Annotated in this window: 18 protein-coding genes; 14 read left to right on the top strand and 4 right to left on the bottom strand. The window is 76.9% G+C overall.

Annotated features, from left to right (window positions below; all coding sequences use genetic code 11):
* Positions 1-48 precede the first annotated feature (48 nt).
* Both ABWI07_RS39955 and ABWI07_RS39960 read left to right on the top strand, forming a co-directional pair.
* Positions 49-1002, top strand: a complete 954-nt coding sequence (locus ABWI07_RS39955; RefSeq protein WP_353821705.1) for a helix-turn-helix transcriptional regulator — start codon at positions 49-51, stop codon at positions 1000-1002.
* Positions 1003-1092: 90 nt separating this feature from the next.
* The gene (locus ABWI07_RS39960; RefSeq protein WP_353821706.1) at positions 1093-1464 is read left to right on the top strand and encodes a VOC family protein; all 372 of its coding nucleotides are present in this window, start codon (positions 1093-1095) and stop codon (positions 1462-1464) included.
* Here ABWI07_RS39960 and ABWI07_RS39965 read toward each other — a convergent pair.
* On the bottom strand, positions 1461-2837 hold the full coding sequence (locus tag ABWI07_RS39965) for a cytochrome P450 (protein WP_235036665.1): 1377 nt from the start codon (positions 2835-2837) through the stop codon (positions 1461-1463). The genes ABWI07_RS39960 and ABWI07_RS39965 overlap by 4 nt on opposite strands.
* Positions 2838-2897: 60 nt before the next feature.
* On the opposite strand from ABWI07_RS39965, the gene ABWI07_RS39970 reads away from it, so the two are divergent.
* Complete coding sequence (locus ABWI07_RS39970; protein WP_160160870.1) at positions 2898-3674, top strand: IclR family transcriptional regulator; 777 nt, start codon at positions 2898-2900, stop codon at positions 3672-3674.
* Positions 3675-3719: 45 nt separating this feature from the next.
* On the opposite strand, the gene ABWI07_RS39975 is transcribed toward ABWI07_RS39970, so the two are convergent.
* Positions 3720-4628 (bottom strand): LysR family transcriptional regulator, encoded by a 909-nt coding sequence (locus ABWI07_RS39975; RefSeq protein WP_149258363.1) that lies wholly within the window; start codon positions 4626-4628, stop codon positions 3720-3722.
* An 84-nt stretch (positions 4629-4712) separates the two neighbouring features.
* Between ABWI07_RS39975 and ABWI07_RS39980 the strand changes: the two genes are divergently transcribed.
* The 9 genes from ABWI07_RS39980 to ABWI07_RS40020 all read left to right on the top strand — a co-directional run bounded on the left by ABWI07_RS39980 (position 4713) and on the right by ABWI07_RS40020 (position 12601).
* On the top strand, positions 4713-5771 hold the full coding sequence (locus ABWI07_RS39980; RefSeq protein WP_353821707.1) for an aminotransferase class V-fold PLP-dependent enzyme: 1059 nt from the start codon (positions 4713-4715) through the stop codon (positions 5769-5771).
* An 83-nt stretch (positions 5772-5854) separates the two neighbouring features.
* Positions 5855-6880 (top strand): NAD-dependent epimerase/dehydratase family protein, encoded by a 1026-nt coding sequence (locus ABWI07_RS39985; RefSeq protein WP_353821708.1) that lies wholly within the window; start codon positions 5855-5857, stop codon positions 6878-6880.
* Between the two features lie 37 nt (positions 6881-6917).
* Positions 6918-7586 (top strand): glycosyltransferase family 2 protein, encoded by a 669-nt coding sequence (locus tag ABWI07_RS39990; protein ID WP_353821709.1) that lies wholly within the window; start codon positions 6918-6920, stop codon positions 7584-7586.
* Entirely contained in the window at positions 7583-8257 is a 675-nt protein-coding gene (locus tag ABWI07_RS39995) for a TIGR04282 family arsenosugar biosynthesis glycosyltransferase (RefSeq protein ID WP_353821710.1), read from the top strand. The genes ABWI07_RS39990 and ABWI07_RS39995 overlap by 4 nt, the downstream gene beginning before the upstream one ends.
* Positions 8254-8886, top strand: coding sequence for a class I SAM-dependent methyltransferase (locus tag ABWI07_RS40000; protein ID WP_149258367.1), 633 nt, complete (start codon positions 8254-8256; stop codon positions 8884-8886). Before ABWI07_RS39995 ends, ABWI07_RS40000 begins: the two co-directional genes overlap by 4 nt.
* A complete protein-coding gene (locus tag ABWI07_RS40005) occupies positions 8883-10028 on the top strand; it encodes a molybdopterin-dependent oxidoreductase (RefSeq protein WP_353821711.1) in 1146 nt (381 codons plus the stop codon). The genes ABWI07_RS40000 and ABWI07_RS40005 overlap by 4 nt, the downstream gene beginning before the upstream one ends.
* On the top strand, positions 10025-10501 hold the full coding sequence (locus tag ABWI07_RS40010; protein ID WP_353821712.1) for a hypothetical protein: 477 nt from the start codon (positions 10025-10027) through the stop codon (positions 10499-10501). Before ABWI07_RS40005 ends, ABWI07_RS40010 begins: the two co-directional genes overlap by 4 nt.
* Positions 10498-11907, top strand: coding sequence for a hypothetical protein (locus tag ABWI07_RS40015; protein ID WP_353821713.1), 1410 nt, complete (start codon positions 10498-10500; stop codon positions 11905-11907). The genes ABWI07_RS40010 and ABWI07_RS40015 overlap by 4 nt, the downstream gene beginning before the upstream one ends.
* A gap of 58 nt (positions 11908-11965) precedes the next feature.
* Positions 11966-12601, top strand: coding sequence for a DUF6058 family natural product biosynthesis protein (locus tag ABWI07_RS40020; protein WP_353821714.1), 636 nt, complete (start codon positions 11966-11968; stop codon positions 12599-12601).
* A 24-nt stretch (positions 12602-12625) separates the two neighbouring features.
* Here the strand turns inward: ABWI07_RS40020 and ABWI07_RS40025 are convergent, their stop codons facing one another.
* A complete protein-coding gene (locus tag ABWI07_RS40025) occupies positions 12626-13393 on the bottom strand; it encodes an SDR family oxidoreductase (RefSeq protein WP_353821715.1) in 768 nt (255 codons plus the stop codon).
* A gap of 71 nt (positions 13394-13464) precedes the next feature.
* On the opposite strand from ABWI07_RS40025, the gene ABWI07_RS40030 reads away from it, so the two are divergent.
* Positions 13465-14334 carry a LysR family transcriptional regulator gene (locus ABWI07_RS40030; protein WP_353821716.1) on the top strand — a complete coding sequence of 290 codons (870 nt, stop codon included), beginning with the start codon at positions 13465-13467 and terminating at the stop codon, positions 14332-14334.
* 113 nt (positions 14335-14447) lie between these two features.
* Positions 14448-14888 carry a DoxX family protein gene (locus ABWI07_RS40035; RefSeq protein ID WP_149258373.1) on the top strand — a complete coding sequence of 147 codons (441 nt, stop codon included), beginning with the start codon at positions 14448-14450 and terminating at the stop codon, positions 14886-14888.
* An 88-nt stretch (positions 14889-14976) separates the two neighbouring features.
* Here ABWI07_RS40035 and ABWI07_RS40040 read toward each other — a convergent pair whose 3' ends face one another.
* Positions 14977-15939, bottom strand: coding sequence for an SgcJ/EcaC family oxidoreductase (locus ABWI07_RS40040; protein ID WP_353821717.1), 963 nt, complete (start codon positions 15937-15939; stop codon positions 14977-14979).
* Positions 15940-15967 lie beyond the last annotated feature (28 nt).

Raw genomic sequence — 15967 nt, forward strand, 5'->3', positions numbered from 1 at the left:
GGCACCAAAGAGGTCAGAACCTGGCCGCGTTCTCCGCATACTGGGGGCATGTCCTCCGAACGTCTGCTGCGGCTGCTGTCCCTGCTGCAAACCCGCCGGGAATGGAGCGGGCCGGAGCTGTGCGAGCGCCTGGGCGTCAGCCCCCGGACCGTCCGCCGCGACATCGACCGGCTGCGCGGCCTCGGCTACCCCGTGCACGCCACGCTCGGCGCGGCCGGCGGGTACGTGCTGGAGGCCGGCGCCGCGATGCCGCCGCTGCTGCTGGACGACGAGGAGGCCGTCGCGATCGCGGTCGGGCTGCGCGCCGCCACCGGCGGAGCGGTCGAGGGCATCGCCGAGGCGTCCGTGCGCGCCATGGCCAAGCTCGAACAGGTGCTGCCCGCGCGGCTGCGGCGCCGCGTCACGGCCCTGCACGCCGCCACCACCACGCTGGGCGCGCCGCCCGCCGGGCCGGTCGCCGACCCCGAGACCCTGGCGGTGCTGGCCGCGGCGTGCCGCGACCACGAGCGCGTCCGCTTCGCCTACCGCGACCACGCCGGCGAGGAGACCCGGCGCCTGGCCGAGCCGCACGGCCTGGTGTCGGCGGGGCGGCGCTGGTACCTGGTCGCGTTCGACGCCGGCCGCGACGACTGGCGGGTCTTCCGCGTCGACCGCGTGTCCGCCCCGCTGCCGACCGGCGTCCGCCGCCCGCCGCGCGAACTGCCCGCCGCCGACACCGCCGAGTACGTCACCCGCTTCCTGGCCGGGTCGCAGCCGGCGACGCGGGCGGTGCTGCTCGTGCACGCTTCCGCGCAGGAACTGGCCGACCGGTTCCGCGTCACCGGCACCGAGGTCGAACCGGTCGACGACCGGACCTGCGTGCTGCGGACCTCCGCCGACTCCCTGGAGTGGACGGCGCTGCGCATCGCCTACCTCGACATCGCCTTCGAGATCCGCGAGCCCGCCGAACTGCGCGACCGCGTCGCGGCCATGGCCGACCGCCTGGCCCGCGCCGCCCGCTGACACCGGTGCCGACGCGTTCCCTGTACCTGACAGAAGGTGTCAGCTTCCCCTGAAAGACTGAGGGCATACCGATCACGAAGGAGCCGATAGATGCCCGGTATCGCGGAATTCGCCGCCGTCACCCTCGACTGCCCGGAGCCGCCGGCGCTCGCCGCGTTCTACGCGGCGGTGACCGGAGGCGAGGTCACCTACGACACCCCCGAGGCCTCCGCCGTCAAGCTGCCCAACGGCCTGGACGTCTACTTCCAGGGCGTCGCCGGGCACCAGGCGCCGACCTGGCCCGAAGGGGACCGGCCCCAGCAGTTCCACCTCGACTTCTACGTCGACGACCTGGGCAAGGCCGAGGAGGCCGTCACCGGCCTCGGCGGCGGCAGGCCCGACTTCCAGCCCGGAGGGGACCGCTGGCGCGTCCTCACCGACCCCGCCGGGCACCCGTTCTGCGTCTGCCTCCGCCAGAACTAGCCGAGCACCCGCACCGGCAGGCCGCCGCGCGGCCGCATCGCGGTCACGCTCGTCGGCGTTGCGGCGGTGGAGACCAGGGACAGCCGGGTGCGGCGCAGCAGGCACGCCAGCATCGTCTTGATCTCCACCGTCGCCAGCGTCGAGCCGATGCAGCGGTGCGGACCGCCGCCGAACGGCAGGTACGTCGCGGGCGTGGTGGGGCGGTACAGCGCCGACGACCGGTCCCACCGCTCGGGCCGGAACCGCCCCGCCTGCGGCCACACCTCCGGCATCCGGTGGGTGACGAACGGGGAGTAGAACACCATCGCGCCCGCCGGGACCCGGTGCCCGCCGTAGGTGAAGTCCTCGACCGGGACGCGGGCGCTGAGCACGGCGGGCGGGAACAGCCGCAGCGTCTCGTTCACCACCCCGTCCAGGTACTCGAGCGCGGGCAGATCGGCGGCCTCGACCGGCCGGTCGCCGACCACCTCGGCCACCTCCCGCCGCGCCCGCTCCTCGGCCTCCGGATGGGCCAGCAGCGCGTACACCGCCCACGCCATCGCGGCGCTGGTGGTGTCGTAGCCGGCCGAGATCAGGCTGATGACCTGGTCCTGGAGCTCCTGGCGGGTCAGGCCCGCGCCGTCCTCGTCGCGCGAGGCCAGCAGCATGCCCAGCACGTCGTCGTGCTCGCCGCCCTCCCGCAGCCGCCGCTCGATCTCCTCGTCCACCCGCCGGGCCACCAGCGCCCGGGAGGCCGCGACGCGCCGCATGTAGGGGTTGGGGACCGAACGCAGCACCATCTGCAGCACGAAGTTGCGGTCCACGGCCGCGAGCGCGACCTGCAGGCGCCGCCCGATCACCTCGCTGTCGGCGGCGAGCCGGTCGCCGAACAGCACCTCGACGGTGCTGCGGCGGATCACCGCGCGCAGCTCGGCGTAGGCGTCCAGGGTCCGGCCGGGGCGCCACGACTCCAGCGCCGCGTCGGTGTTGGCCGCCATCCGCGCCACGTACCCGGCGACGCGCCGGTGGTGGAACGCCGGCTGGACGAGCCGGCGCCGCCGCCGGTGGTCGGCGCCGTCGCTGACGATCAGCGCGGTCTCCCCGTTCACCGGGACCAGCAGGTCGAACGCCTCCCGCCAGCGGAACAGGCCCGAGTTGGCGAACACGAACGTGTTGGCGTCGGGGCCGAACAGGTGCACGAACGGCATCCGGCGCGTCCCGACGACCGCGACCGGGCCCGCCGCGGCGTGCAGGCGCAGCAGGCTCGCGCACGGGTTCAGCGTGAACCCGATCCCGTGCCGGACCGTCAGCGACGGCGAGGGCCCCCGGGCCCTTCCGCCCGCCGTGCGGGCCTTGGAGGGACGGGGCGCGCGTACCGGGATCTCGGGTGCCACGCGCCCACTATGGCACGCCCCGGCGAGGCGCGGGCCGGGCCCGGTGGGAGGATGGGACGCGTGACGGACGACCGCGCGGAAGGGCCCCGCCGACCGAAGCCGGGCACCCAGACGGTGGACCGCTGCGTGGCGGTGCTCCGCTCCTTCGAGGACGCCGAACGGCAGACCCCCACCGAGGTCGCGCACCACCTCGGCCTGTCGGTCAGCACCGCGCACCGCATCGTGCGGGCCCTGCACGACACCGGGATGCTCGCGCAGGACCCCGCGACCGAGCGGTACTTCCTCGGCCCCACCACCGCCATCCTCGGCCGCCTGGCGCTGGAGCGGATGGGCGCGACGCTGCTGCAGCCCGAGCTGACCGCGCTGCGCGACGGGACGGGCGAGGCGGTCAGCCTCGGCGTGCGGGCCGGCGACGAGGTCGCGGTGCTGCTGCACCTGCCGTCGGTGCATCCCCTGCGCTACGACCAGCCGCCCGGCGACCGCAACCCCGTCCACGCGTGCGCGATGGGCAAGGCGCTGCTGGCCTTCGACGACGACCCGGTCGCGATGGACGAGCCGTTCGCCCGCCACACCCCGGCGACCCTCACCACCCGCGCCGATCTGGAGGCCGACCTGGAGGGCGTCCGCGAGCGCGGCTACTCCGTCAACGACGAGGAGCGCCTCGCCGGCGTCCGCGCCGTGGCCGCGCCGGTCCGCGACGGCGGCGGGCGCGTGTTCGCGGCCGTCGCGCTGCAGGGCCCGTCGGTGCGGTTCGGCGACGACCGGCTGCCCGTGCTGGCCGAGGCCGTGCTCGCCGCCGCGGGCCGCCTCACCGACCTGCACCGCCACCTGTCCTAGGCGTCCGCCCGACCCTGACCGCCGCCCGGCCGCCTTGACCGCCGCTCAGCCACCCGGGCCGTCCGCGCCGGGGGAGGTGGCGGCGAGCTCGTCCAGCAGCGCCGCGACCGCCGGCGGCCGCGGGCCCGCCGGGACGACCGCGCTGATGCGGCGGCCGCCGACGCCGCGCACGCCGGGGACCGCGACGCCCGGCTCGGTGTGCAGGCCGAGCGCCAGCGCCGGCAGCGTCGTCACGGCCAGGCCCCGCGCTACCAGTCGCTGGATCGCGACATGGTCCTCGGTGGAGAACGCGATGTCGGGGGTGAACCCGGCCTTGCGGCACGCCCACCGCAGGTGGTCGCGGCACCGCGCGCAGCCCGACGCCCACGTCTCCCCGGCCAGGTCCTCCAGCCGCGGCCGCTCCGCCGACGCCAGCGGATGCGCGGCTGGGACCAGCAGCCGCAGCGGGTCGTCGCACAACACGACCTCCCGGAACCGGGAGTCGGTGTCGGGCGGCGCGGACGCGTGCCGGAACACCACCGCGATGTCGGTGTCCCCGGCGCGCAGCAGCGCCATCGCCTCGGGCGGCTCGGCGTCCACCAGCGTGACCGACACCCCCGGCGCGCGGGCGCGCAGCCGCGCCAGGGCGTCGGGCAGCAGCCCGCCCGCCGCGGTCGGGAACACCGCCACCCGCACCCGCCCGGCGCGCAGCCCCGCGATCGCGGCGATCTGCTCCTCGGCGTCGTCCATGCGGGCCAGGACGTCCTCGACGTGCTCCACCAGGATCCGGCCCGCCTCGGTCAGCCGCACGCCGCGGCCGTGCCGGACCACCAGCGGGGTGCCGACCTCGGCCTCCAGCCGGGCGATGTGGTGCGACACCGCGGGCTGGGTGTAGGACAGGGACCGGGCGGCGGCGGTCATCGAGCCGAGCCGGGCCACCTCGCGCAGGATCCGGCCCCGGTGCAGGTCGAGCATCGCCGCAAGGTATCAACGGAACTAATGGGTCGCCAAGAAAACCGTACTTTGTGCTATGGGCGGGCGGTGCGCCACGATCGGGGCATGAGCCTTTCCCTGCGGGACGCGCAGCGCGAGTTCGTCGCCGGCATCGCCTTCCTCAACACCGCCACCTACGGGCTGCCGCCGCGCGCCGCGCACGAGGCGATGCTCGCGGCCGAACGGGACCGGGCCGCCGGGCTGCTGTCCCCCGACGCGCTGGACGAGGCGGTCACCAGGTCCCGGGAGGCGTTCGCGCGGCTGATCGGCGTCCCCGCCGAGCGGGTCGCGTGCGGCCCGCAGGTGTCCTACTTCACCGGGCTGGTCGCGGCGTCGCTGCCCGCCGGCGCCGAGGTGCTGGTCGCCGACGGCGACTTCACCTCGCTGCTGTTCCCCTTCGCCGCCCGCGCGGACCTGCGCGTCCGGTCCGTCCCGCTGGAGCGCCTCGCCGAGGAGGTCGGCGCGGGCACCGGCCTGGTCGCGGTGTCTGCGGTGCAGTCCGCCGACGGCCGCATCGCCCCCATGGACGCCATCGTCGACGCCGCCCGCGCGCACGGCGCCCGCGTCCTGCTGGACGCCACCCAGGCCGCCGGATGGCTGCCGCTGCCCGCCGGCCGCGTCGACTGGCTGGTCGCCGGCGGCTACAAGTGGCTGCTCGGCCCGCGCGGGACCTGCTTCCTCACCGGCACCCGCGAGGCCCTGGACGCCCTGCCCGCCATCGGCGCCGGCTGGTACGCCGGCGCCGACATCTGGGACTCCATCTACGGGCTGCCGCTGCGCCTGGCAGGCGGCGCCCGCCGCCTGGACCTGTCCCCGGCGTGGCAGTGCTGGGCGGGGCACGCCCCCGCCCTGGAACTGCTGGAGCGGGTCGGCGTCCCCGCGATCCACGACCACGACGTCGCGCTGGCGCGCCGGTTCGCCGCCGGGCTCGGCCTCCCGCCGGGCGACTCGGCGATCGTGTCGGTGCCCGTCCCGGACGGCACCGCCGACCTGCTGCACCGGGGCGGGGTGGCCGCCGCCGTCCGCGCCGGGCGGCTGCGCTGCGCCTTCCACCTCAGCACCACCGAGGCCGACGTCGACAAGGCCGTCGGGCTGCTCGCCCCGCTCCTCCGCGCCGCCGGGTGAAGTTCTTACAAGGTTCGAACAAGGTGCCTTGACCGGCCCTTCCACGCGGTCCCGGCCGGGCCGCGCGCCCTACGTTCGTGCGCATGAACGTACTGCTCACCGGGTCGGCCGGATTCATCGGCTCGCACATCGCCGAGGCCCTGACCGCCGCGGGCCACCGGGTCCGCGGCCTCGACCTGCGCCCCGACGGGCTCGGCGGCCCCGCCGCCGACGTCCGCGACGCCGCGGCCGTCGCGCGGCGGCTGGAGGGCGTCGACGCCGTCTGCCACCAGGCCGCCAAGGTCGGCCTCGGCGTGGACGTGTCCGACCTGCCCGACTACACCTCCGTCAACGTGCAGGGCACCGCCGTGCTGCTGGCCGAGATGGCCCGCGCCGGCGTCGGCGTCCTGGTGCTGGCCTCCTCGATGGTCGTCTACGGGGAGGGCGCCTACACCTGCGCCGCCCACGGCATCGTCCGCCCGCGCCCCCGTCCCGAGGACGCGCTGCGCGCCGGGCGGTTCGAGCCCCCGTGCCCGGCGTGCGGGCATCCGCTCGCCCCCGGCGCCGTCGGCGAGGAGACCCCGCCCGGCCCCCGCAACGTCTACGCCGACACCAAGCTCGCCCAGGAGCACCTCGCCGCGTCGTGGGCGCGCTCCACCGGCGGGTCCGTCGCCGCGCTGCGGTACCACAACGTGTACGGGCCGCGGATGCCGCGCGACACCCCCTACGCCGGCGTCGCCGCGATCTTCCGGTCGCGGCTGATGGAGGGGCACGAGCCGCTGGTGTTCGAGGACGGCGCGCAGCGCCGCGACTTCGTCCACGTCCGCGACGTCGCCCGCGCCAACGTGCTGGCGCTGGAGCGGGTCGCCACCGCGCCGCCCGAACCCGGCGGGCTGCGCGCCTACAACATCGCCAGCGGCGAGCCCCGCACCATCGGCGACATGGCCGCCGCGCTGTCCGGCGCGTTCGGCGGCCCCGAGCCCCGCGTCACCGGCGGCTACCGGCTCGGGGACGTCCGCCACATCGTCGCCCGGCCCGACCGCGCCCGCCGCGAGCTGGGGTTCTCCCCGGCGGTGACGTTCGCCGAGGGCATGGCCGAGTTCGCCCGGCCGCCCGTCACCAGTTCGTAAGGGTCGTTCCCCCGTCACCGAAAGTAGCGTCTGAGCTGTGATCGATGTGGTTCTCCCGTGCCTCGACGAGGCCGAGGCGTTGCCCTGGGTGCTGAACCGGATGCCCGAGGGCTTCCGGGCCCTGGTGGTCGACAACGCCTCCACCGACGACTCCGCGAGCGTGGCCGCCGCCCACGGCGCCCGCGTCGTCCCTGCGCCGCAGCGCGGCTTCGGCGCCGCCTGCCACGCCGGGCTGCGCGCCGCCGAGACCGAGATCGTCTGCGTGATGGACGCCGACGCCTCGCTCGACCCCGCCGAACTGCCCCGCCTGGTCGCGCGGCTCCACGCCCTGGAGGCCGCCGGGCACCGCGCGCTGGTGCTGGGGCGGCGGCGCCCGACCGGGCCGGGCGCGTGGCCGCCGCACGCCCGCCTCGGCAACGCCGTGCTGGCCCGCTCGCTGAACCGGCGCGCCGGGACCCGGCTGCGCGACCTCGGGCCGATGCGCGCCGCCCGCCGCGACGGCCTGCTCGACCTCGGCCTGCGGGACCGCCGGTTCGGCTACCCCCTGGAGATGGTGCTGCGCGCCGCCGGCGCCGGGTGGCGGATCGAGGAGACCGACGTCGCCTACCGCCCCCGCACCGGCTCCTCGAAGGTGACCGGGACGCTCGGCGGGACGGCCCGCGCCGTCCGCGACATGCGGCGCGTCCTGGCGGAGGTCGCCCGATGACCGGCACGCAGGCGGCCGACGGCCCCGAGCCCGGCTCCGCCGATGTCGTCGTCATCGCCAAGGAGCCGGTCCCCGGCCGGGTCAAGACCCGCCTGACCCCCGCCTACACGCCCGCCGAGGCCGCCGCGCTCGCCGAGGCGTCCCTGCGCGACACCCTCGCCGCCGTCGCCGCCGCACCGGCCGCCCGCCGGATCCTCGCGCTCGCCGGCGACCCCGGGCCGTGGCTGCCGGACGGCTTCATCGTCATCGCCCAGCGCGGCGGCGGCCTGGACGAGCGCCTCGCCCACGCCTTCGACGACGCCTACGCCGGCCGCCCGGTGGTGCTGATCGGCATGGACACCCCGCAGGTCACCCCCGCGCTGCTCGACCGCGCCCGCCGCGGGCTCGGCCGCCGCGACGCGGTGTTCGGGCCCGCCCGAGACGGCGGGTTCTGGCTGCTCGGGCTGCGGCGCCCCAGCGCGGCGCTGCTGCGCGGCGTCCCGATGTCGCGCCCCGACACCGGGGCGGTCCAGCTCGCGCGGCTGCGCGCCGCCGGGCTGCGTATCGCGGCGCTGCCTGAGCTGACCGACGTCGACACCCCCGCCGACGCCGAGGCCGTCGCCGCGGCCGCGCCGGGGAGCCGGTTCGCCGCCGCCGTGCGGGCCCTCGGCCACCGGACCGTCCCGGCATGATCGGCGAACTGTACGAGGAGGCGCTGCAGGGGCGTGCCCCCGTGGAGATCGAGCACGCCGACGGGCGCCGCCGCCCGCTGCCCGTGCACGACTGGCTGGCCGTGCGGCCCGGCGACGGCGGCCTCCTGGACCGCTGCGACGGCGCCACCCTGGACGTCGGCTCGGGGCCGGGCCGGCTGACGGTGGCGCTCGCCCGCCGCGGCCTGCCGGTCCTGGGCATCGACCTGGCCCCCTACGCGGTCGCGCTCACGGTCGCGGCGGGCGGCCCGGCCCTGTGCCGGGACGTGTTCGGCCGCGTCCCGGGCACCGGACGCTGGCGCACCGTGCTGCTCGCCGACGGCAACATCGGCATCGGCGGCGACCCCGCCGCGCTGCTGCGCCGCGTCCTGGCGCTGCTGGCGCCCGGCGGGCAGGTGCTGGCGGAGGTCGGGCCGCCCGGCTCGGCCTCCCGCACCGAGCCGCTGCGGCTGCGCTCGGACCGGTCGGTCGGCGAGTGGTTCACCTGGGCGCACGTGTCCGCCGACGCCGTCACCGGGCTGGCCGCCGCGTGCGCCGCGACCGTGACGGAGTTCTGGGAGGAGGCCGACCGATGGTTCGTCGCGCTGCGCTCCGGGGACGCGCGCTCATGAGGACCGCGCTCGGCAGGAGCGGCCCGGCCGCCGCGCTGCGCGCGGTCCCGGGGCGGTTCACCAGCCGCCTGCACGACGAGCGGGTCGCCTCCTGGCTCGGCATCGCCCTGGGCGCCGCCGTGCTGGTCTGCTTCGGGACCGGGCTGGTCAGCCACTTCATGCAGCAGCCCGCAGGGTGGATGCGGTGGCCGTCGCGGCCGGTGAACCTGTACCGGGTCACCCAGGGCGTGCACGTCATCGGGGGGATGGCGACCGTCCCGCTCCTGCTGGCCAAGCTGTGGACGGTCTACCCGCGGCTGTGGCAGTGGCCACCGGTGCGCTCGGTCGTGCACGGCGCGCAGCGGCTGCTGGTGTTCGTCCTGGTCGGCGCGGCGCTGTTCCAGTTCGTCACCGGGGTGATGAACGTCGCCTACTGGTACGCGTTCCGGTTCTACTTCACCACCGCGCACTACTGGACGGCCTACATCCTGGTCGGCGCGCTGGTCGTCCACATCGCCGACCAGTGGTCCAAAGCGCGCCGCACCGTGATGACCCGCCCGCAGGACGGCGTCGGGCGGCGCGGCTTCCTGCTCACCGTCGCCGGCGCGAGCGGCGTCGTCGCGCTCACCACGGTGGGGGAGGCCGTCACGCCGCTGGCGCCGCTGGCGGTGCTGGCGCCCCGCCGCCCCGGCACCGGGCCGCAGGACGTCCCGGTCAACAAGTCGGCCGCCGCGACCGGCGTCACCGCCCGGGCCCGCGACCCCCGCTGGCGGCTCACCGTCACCGGCCGCGTCGCGCGGGAGGTCACCCTGTCCCTGGCCGACCTGCGTGCGCTGCCGCAGCACACCGTGCGGCTGCCGATCTCGTGCGTGGAGGGCTGGAGCGTGGAGGCGTCCTGGCACGGCGTGCGGCTGCGGGACGTGCTGCGCCTGGCCGGCGTCGCCGACGACGCGCAGGTGCTGGTCGAGTCGCTGCAGCGGCAGGGCCTCTACCGCACCTCCCTGGTCGCTCCGCCGCACTGGCACGACCCGCTGACGCTGCTGGCCCTCGGCATGAACGGCGCGCCCCTCGCCCTCGACCACGGCCACCCCTGCCGCCTCATCGCCCCGAACCGGCCCGGGGTCATGCAGACCAAATGGATCCACCGGCTGGTGGTCTCGTGAACGCGCGGACCGCGTCGAAGGCGGCCGCGTACGCGGTGGGGCTGGCGCTCATCGCCTACGGGCTGCGCGGCATCGTGACCGATGTCCCCGTGACCCGGTGGGCGAAGTGGTTCGCGGGGGCGGCGGTCCTGCACGACGCCGTCCTGGTCCCGGCGGTGCTGGCCGCGGGCGCGCTCACCGGCCTGGTGCCGGCCGGGCACCGGCGCATCGTGCGCGCCGCGCTCGTCGTCGGCGCCTGCGTGACCGCCGTCGCGATCCCCGTCGTGCTGGCCTACGGGCGCCGCGCCGACGAGCCGTCCCGGCTGCCGCTGCCCTACGGCCGCAACCTGGCGATCGTGCTGGGCGCCATCGCCGCCGCGGCGGCCTGCGCCCTCGTGGTCCGCGCGGTCACCGCGCACCGCACGGCCGGAGACGGGAGACACGGCGGGGCGACGCGCGCTCCGAAGCCCTCGCGGAAGGAGCCTGGGCGATGACGCTCACCGACGCGCACGGCCGGGTGGAGGCGGCCGGGCCGCCGAAGGGGCGCGGCCGGTCCGGACGGGTCGCCGTCGCGGTGTGGGCGGCCGGGATCGCGGCGGCCTTCGCCGTGGGCTGGTACCTGCGCCGCGCGGGCCTGTCCACCGAGGACGCGCTGCCGCCGCTGCACGCGCGGGCGCGGGGCTGGCCGCCGCCTTGGCGGCTGCTGCCGGCGGCGGCGCTGGCGGCCCTGGCCGTGGCGGCGCTGCCCGCGCTGGCGGCCCGGCTGCCGTGGCGGGCGCTGCCGCCGGTCGCGTGGGCGTCGGCCGCCGCGTGGACGGTGGCGCTGGCCGCCTCCGACGGGTGGGGCGCGCTCGCCGGGCCGCTGGAGGCGCCGACCGAGTACCCGGCGGGCCTGGCGCAGCTGCGCCCCGACCCGCTGGAGTGGCTGCGGACCTTCACCGAGCGGCTCGGCGGCTACACCACGCACGTGCGGGGGCATCCGCCGCTGCCGATGCTCGTCCTGTGGGCGCTGGAGAAGGCCGGCCTCGGCGGCACCGGGTGGGCGGCGGCGCTCGTCATCGCGGCGGGGACGTCGTCGGTCGCGGCGATCGCGGTCACGGTGCGGTGCGTGGCGGGGGAGCGGGCGGCGCGGGCCGCGGTGCCCTTCCTGGTGCTGGCGCCGCTGGCGGTGTGGGTCGCCACCGCGATGGACGCGTTCTTCCTCGCGGTCGCGGCCTGGGGGACGGCCCTGCTCGCGCTGGCCGCGCGGGGGTCGGGGGCGCGGGCGCTCGCCGCGGCCGTGGGGGGCGGACTGCTGCTCGGGTGCCTGCCGTATCTGAGCTACGGGCTGCTGCCGCTGTACGCGGTGCCGCTCGCGGTCGTGCTGCTGCTCCGTCCCCGGGCGCGGGTGCTCACGGCCGCCGGCGCGGGGCTGGCGGTGGCCCCGGCCGCCTTCACGCTGCTGGGGTTCTGGTGGCCCGACGGCGTCCGCGCCACCCTGGACACCTACCTGGTCAGCCGCGGGTCGGCGCAGCGCTCCTACGCCTACTTCCTGCCGGCCAACCTGGCGGTGCTGGGTCTGCTGACCGGTCCGGCGGTGGCGCACGCGCTGCCGCGCACCCTGGCCGTCCTGCGGCGGGGCGTGCCGTGGCGGCAGGTGCTGAGGCGGGACGCGCCGGCCCGGACGGTCCCGCCCGCGGCGGCGGTGGCGGCGCTGGCGGGCGCGGCGCTGCTCGGCGTGCTGGTCCTGGACCTGTCGGGCGTGACCCGGGGCGAGGTCGAGCGGATCTGGGTGCCGTTCGCCGCCTGGCTCGCGGTCGCCGCCGCCGTGGACCGCCCCTCCGCGGGGGCGAGGGGCTGGCTGGCCGCGCAGGCAGCGACCGCGCTGGCCCTCCAGGCGCTCGTGCTGTCCCCCTGGTGAGCCCCCGCGCGGTCATGGTTCGGCGGGCGCCGAAGCGATGGCGCGTTAGCGTCCGCGCATGAGCGACACAGATTTGAAGGAGCGGCTGGCCGACCGGTTCCGGGAGGTCAACGGCGACCACCCGATGACCGCCGCCGACGACGCCTACGCCACCGCGTGGTACACCGACCTGGAGGGCCTGTGCCGCGCCGCCGGCCGCGACGCCGACGAGGTGCGGCGGCTGATGCTGGAGGGCCGGCTGCCGCTGCCCGGCTATCTGCGCTCCGACGGGGCCGAGATGGTGCCGGCGGACCTGTTCGGCCTGGCCGACCAGGCGGGCGGCGTCGACGCGCTGGAGGGGTGGTTCCGCGCGCACTGGGACGACGAGACCACCGCCGGGCAGGAGTGGTCCGCCTACCTGTCGGGCCAGTACGTGTGCCTGCGCTCAGTGACACCCAGCACGATCCAGTACAAGGACGCCCTGGTCGCCGCGATCGAGGCGGCGCCGGGAGAGCCGGACGCCGGGACGCCGGCCTGGACGCGCCGCCTGCACGCGCTGGTCGACGAGCTCGACGCGCTGGAGCCGCCGTTCACCGCCTACGACCGGCTGCGGTTCGGGGGCCCGGTGTCGCGGGACCTGTGCATCGACGCCATGCGGGCCCGCTACCCGCGCCCGGCGCCCGACCCCGCCGGCGCCCGACCCGTCAGGGCCTGATGGACCGCGCGCCCGCCGCGGTCGTCACCAGGCGACGGGACCGTCGTCGTCGAAGAACCCGCCGGTGGGGCCGTCGCCGTCCAGTGTCGCGAGCTTGATCGCGACGGCGGCGCCCTGCGCGGCGGTGCGCGTGGTCGTCCGGCCGGTCGCGCGGGTGAACTCGACGGTGAAGTCGGTCGCGCACGCGCCGGGCGCGGCGGCGTTGACCAGGATCCCCGACCCCCGCAGCCGCTTGGCGTACTGGATCGTCAGCATGTTCAGCGCCGCCTTGGAGGCCGGGTAGGCGGCCGAGCCCGGCACGTCCCAGAAGTAGTGGCCCGGGTCGGTCATGGCGGCCATCGAGGACGTGCCGCTGGAGATGTTCACGATCCGCGCCGCGGGGGCCCGGCGCAGCAGCGGCAGCATCGCGTTGGTCACCCTGATCACGCCGAACAGGTTGGTGTCGAACACACGGCGCACGACGTCCAGGTCGGCCTCGTCCGGGAAGTGCAGCGCCCCGCCGGAGATGCCGGCGTTGTTGACCAGCACGTCCAGGCGCCCGGGGGACGCCGCGATCGCCCGGGCCGCCTTCTCGACCGCGGCCTGGTCGGTGACGTCGAGGACGACGGCGCGGGCGTCGTGCCCCGCCTCGCGCAGCGACGCGGCCGCCATCTCGCCCCGCCCCGGATCGCGGGACCCGATCAGGACGGTCATGCCGCGTGCGGCGAGCCCTTCGGCGACGGCGTACCCGATGCCCTTGTTGGCTCCGGTCACCAGGGCGGTCTCGGTGGTGTGCTCAGGTGTGGCGCTCATGCCCTGAAGCCCACCACCGGCGGCGGCACCGGGGCCAACACCGATCCCGCCGCGATCAATACCCTGAGGGAATGGATGTGGTGGAGACGCGGGAGCTGACCTACTTCCTGGCGGTGGCGCGGGAGCTGCACTTCGGCCGGGCGGCCGAGAAGCTCGGCATCGCGCAGCCGCCGCTGTCGCGGGCGATCGGCCGGCTGGAGCGGCGCCTGGGCGTGCCGCTGCTGGAGCGCACGAGCCGCCGGGTGGCGCTCACCCCGGCGGGGGAGACCCTGCTGGCCGAGGGCGGCGCCGCGCTGGAGGCCGTCGCGGCGGCGGTCCGGCGGACGCGGCGCGCCGGCGCCGACGAGCCCCGGCTCGTCCTGGCGATGAAGCCCGGCGGGGACGGCGGCGGCCTGCTGCCACGGATCCTGGCCGCCTACGAGCGCGAACCGGAGGCGCTGCCGGTGGAGATGCTGTTCGGGTACGGGGCGGCGGACGCGCTGCGCGACGGCCGCGCCGACGCCGCCCTGCTGTACGCGCCGCGCCAGGACGTCACGGGCCTGGCCACCGAGGAGCTGATGCAGGAGCGGCAGGTGGTGGTCGTGCCCAAGGGGCACCGCCTGGCGGGCCGCGCCGAGGTGTCGATGGCCGACCTGGACGGCGAGGTGCTGCCGCGGCGCCCGCCCGGCGCGGGTCCAGGTGCGGGTCCCGGTGACGGGCCCGTGATCGGGGACGGCGGCCAGCTGATGCAGCTCATCGCGCTCGGCCGGATGGTCGCGGTGCTGCCGGAGTCGATGCGCGGGCTGCTGCGCGACGACCTGGCGGCGGTGCCGGTCCGCGACGCCGCGCCGACCACGCTCGTGCTCGCCTGGTCCGAGGCGTCCCGGTCCCGGGCACTGGCCGCGTTCGTGCGCGCCACGACCGCCGCCGCGGCCGCGTTCACCGCCTCTCACCTGCGCTGATGCCGCCGCGAAAAATATCTGAGGAAATCTTCGGCGGAATGTCGATCCGGCGGCCGCCCGTGCGACGCGTCAGTGAAAGGCCGATGAGACACCCGCACGGAAGGACCACCGCCATGAGCGCCCAGACCCACACCGCCGCCCCCGCCGCCCGCGTCACCGCCGCCTCCGCCGGGGAGCGCCGCACGCTGCGCAAGGTGCTGTGGGGCGCGCAGATCCTGCTCGCCGCGTTCCTGTTCTTCGCCTCGGCGCTGCCGAAGTTCGCCGGGCAGGCCGACGCCGTCGCCACCTTCGACGAGATCGGCTGGGGCCAGTGGTTCCGGTACGTGACCGGGGCCGTCGAGGCGGCCGGCGCGATCGGGCTGGTGGTCCCGCGGCTGGCCGGGCTCGCCGCGACCGGGCTGATCGGCCTGATGGCCGGCGCCGCCCTCACCCAGCTGCTGGTGCTGGAGCCGGCGTGGGCGCTGCTGCCCGTCGGGTTCGCGGTCGTGTTCGCCGCCGTCGCCTGGGACCGCCGCGCCGAGTCCCGCGAGGTGCTGCGCTCGCTGAAGCGCTGACGCGGCACACCTCCGTTCGGCGGACGGCCCGGAAGCCCGAGGGGCTCCGGGCCGTCCGCCGTCCGGCGTGCCCTCGGCGGGGCGGCCGTCAGCCGTTTCCGGGCAGCAGGGCGCGCAGTTCGGCGGTGAGGGCCTCGGCCTCCTCGGGGCGGCCGTGGTAGGCGGCCGGGGTGTTCTGGAACAGCTCGACTCGCCATTCGCCCATGAGCTGGGACGCGGTGAGGGTCTGCACCGCGTTCGCGGCGGGGTTCAGGTCGGCCGAGCCGGGCGGGACCATCCCGGCGACGGCGCGCAGCACGGCGGCGCCGGGGGCGATCAGCCGGACGTCGCGCACCAGGCCGACGTAGTGGGCGGTGGGGTGGTCGGCGAAGATCCGGTCCAGCTGCGCGGCGATCCGCGCGCGGCCCGAGTGCAGGGTGCCGTCGAACCCGACCGCCTCGCCGTCGTCGCGGAACGGGGCGGCGAACGCGGCGCCGTCGCGGGCGTTCCAGCCGTCCAGGACGCGCCGGTACAGGTCGCGGACGGCCTCCAGCGCGCCGAGCCGCTCGGCGTAGCGGTCGTGGTGGACCTGCCAGCGGGCGGTGGTCCAGTTCGGCCAGTCGACGCGGGCGCCGTCGAGGGCCTCGGCGAGGTAGTCCAGGTGCAGGTGCCATCCGGCGAGGGTGCGGATGAGGAACTCGCCGGGCAGCTGGACGTCGCTGGTGAACACCAGGTGCGTCCCTTCGGCGGCGGGCGCCAGCTCCCAGCGCAGCCTGCCGTGCAGGTCGGAGTCCAGTTCCAGCAGCCGCGGCGGGTCGAACGCGGTGACGGTGCCGCGCGCGGTGGCCTCCTCGGCGGCTTCGCCGGCGTTGAGCCAGCGCAGCTCGAACTTGCCGCCGACGGCGGGTTCCAGGACGGCCTCGGCGAGCCAGGCCGACAGCTCGGCGGGGTCGGTGAGGGCCTTCCAGACGCGCTCGGGCGGGTGGCGCAGGCGGCGCTCGAAGCGCAGCAGGGCGCGCCCGTCGCGCTGGGTGGCGGTGCCGTCGGGTGCGTGCGGGTCGCCGGTGCTCATCTCGCCTCGCCTCTCCTCGGTGGTTCGG

The organism is Actinomadura sp. NPDC000600 (genome assembly GCF_040492135.1).
In the GTDB taxonomy this organism is placed as follows: Bacteria; Actinomycetota; Actinomycetes; order Streptosporangiales; family Streptosporangiaceae; genus Spirillospora.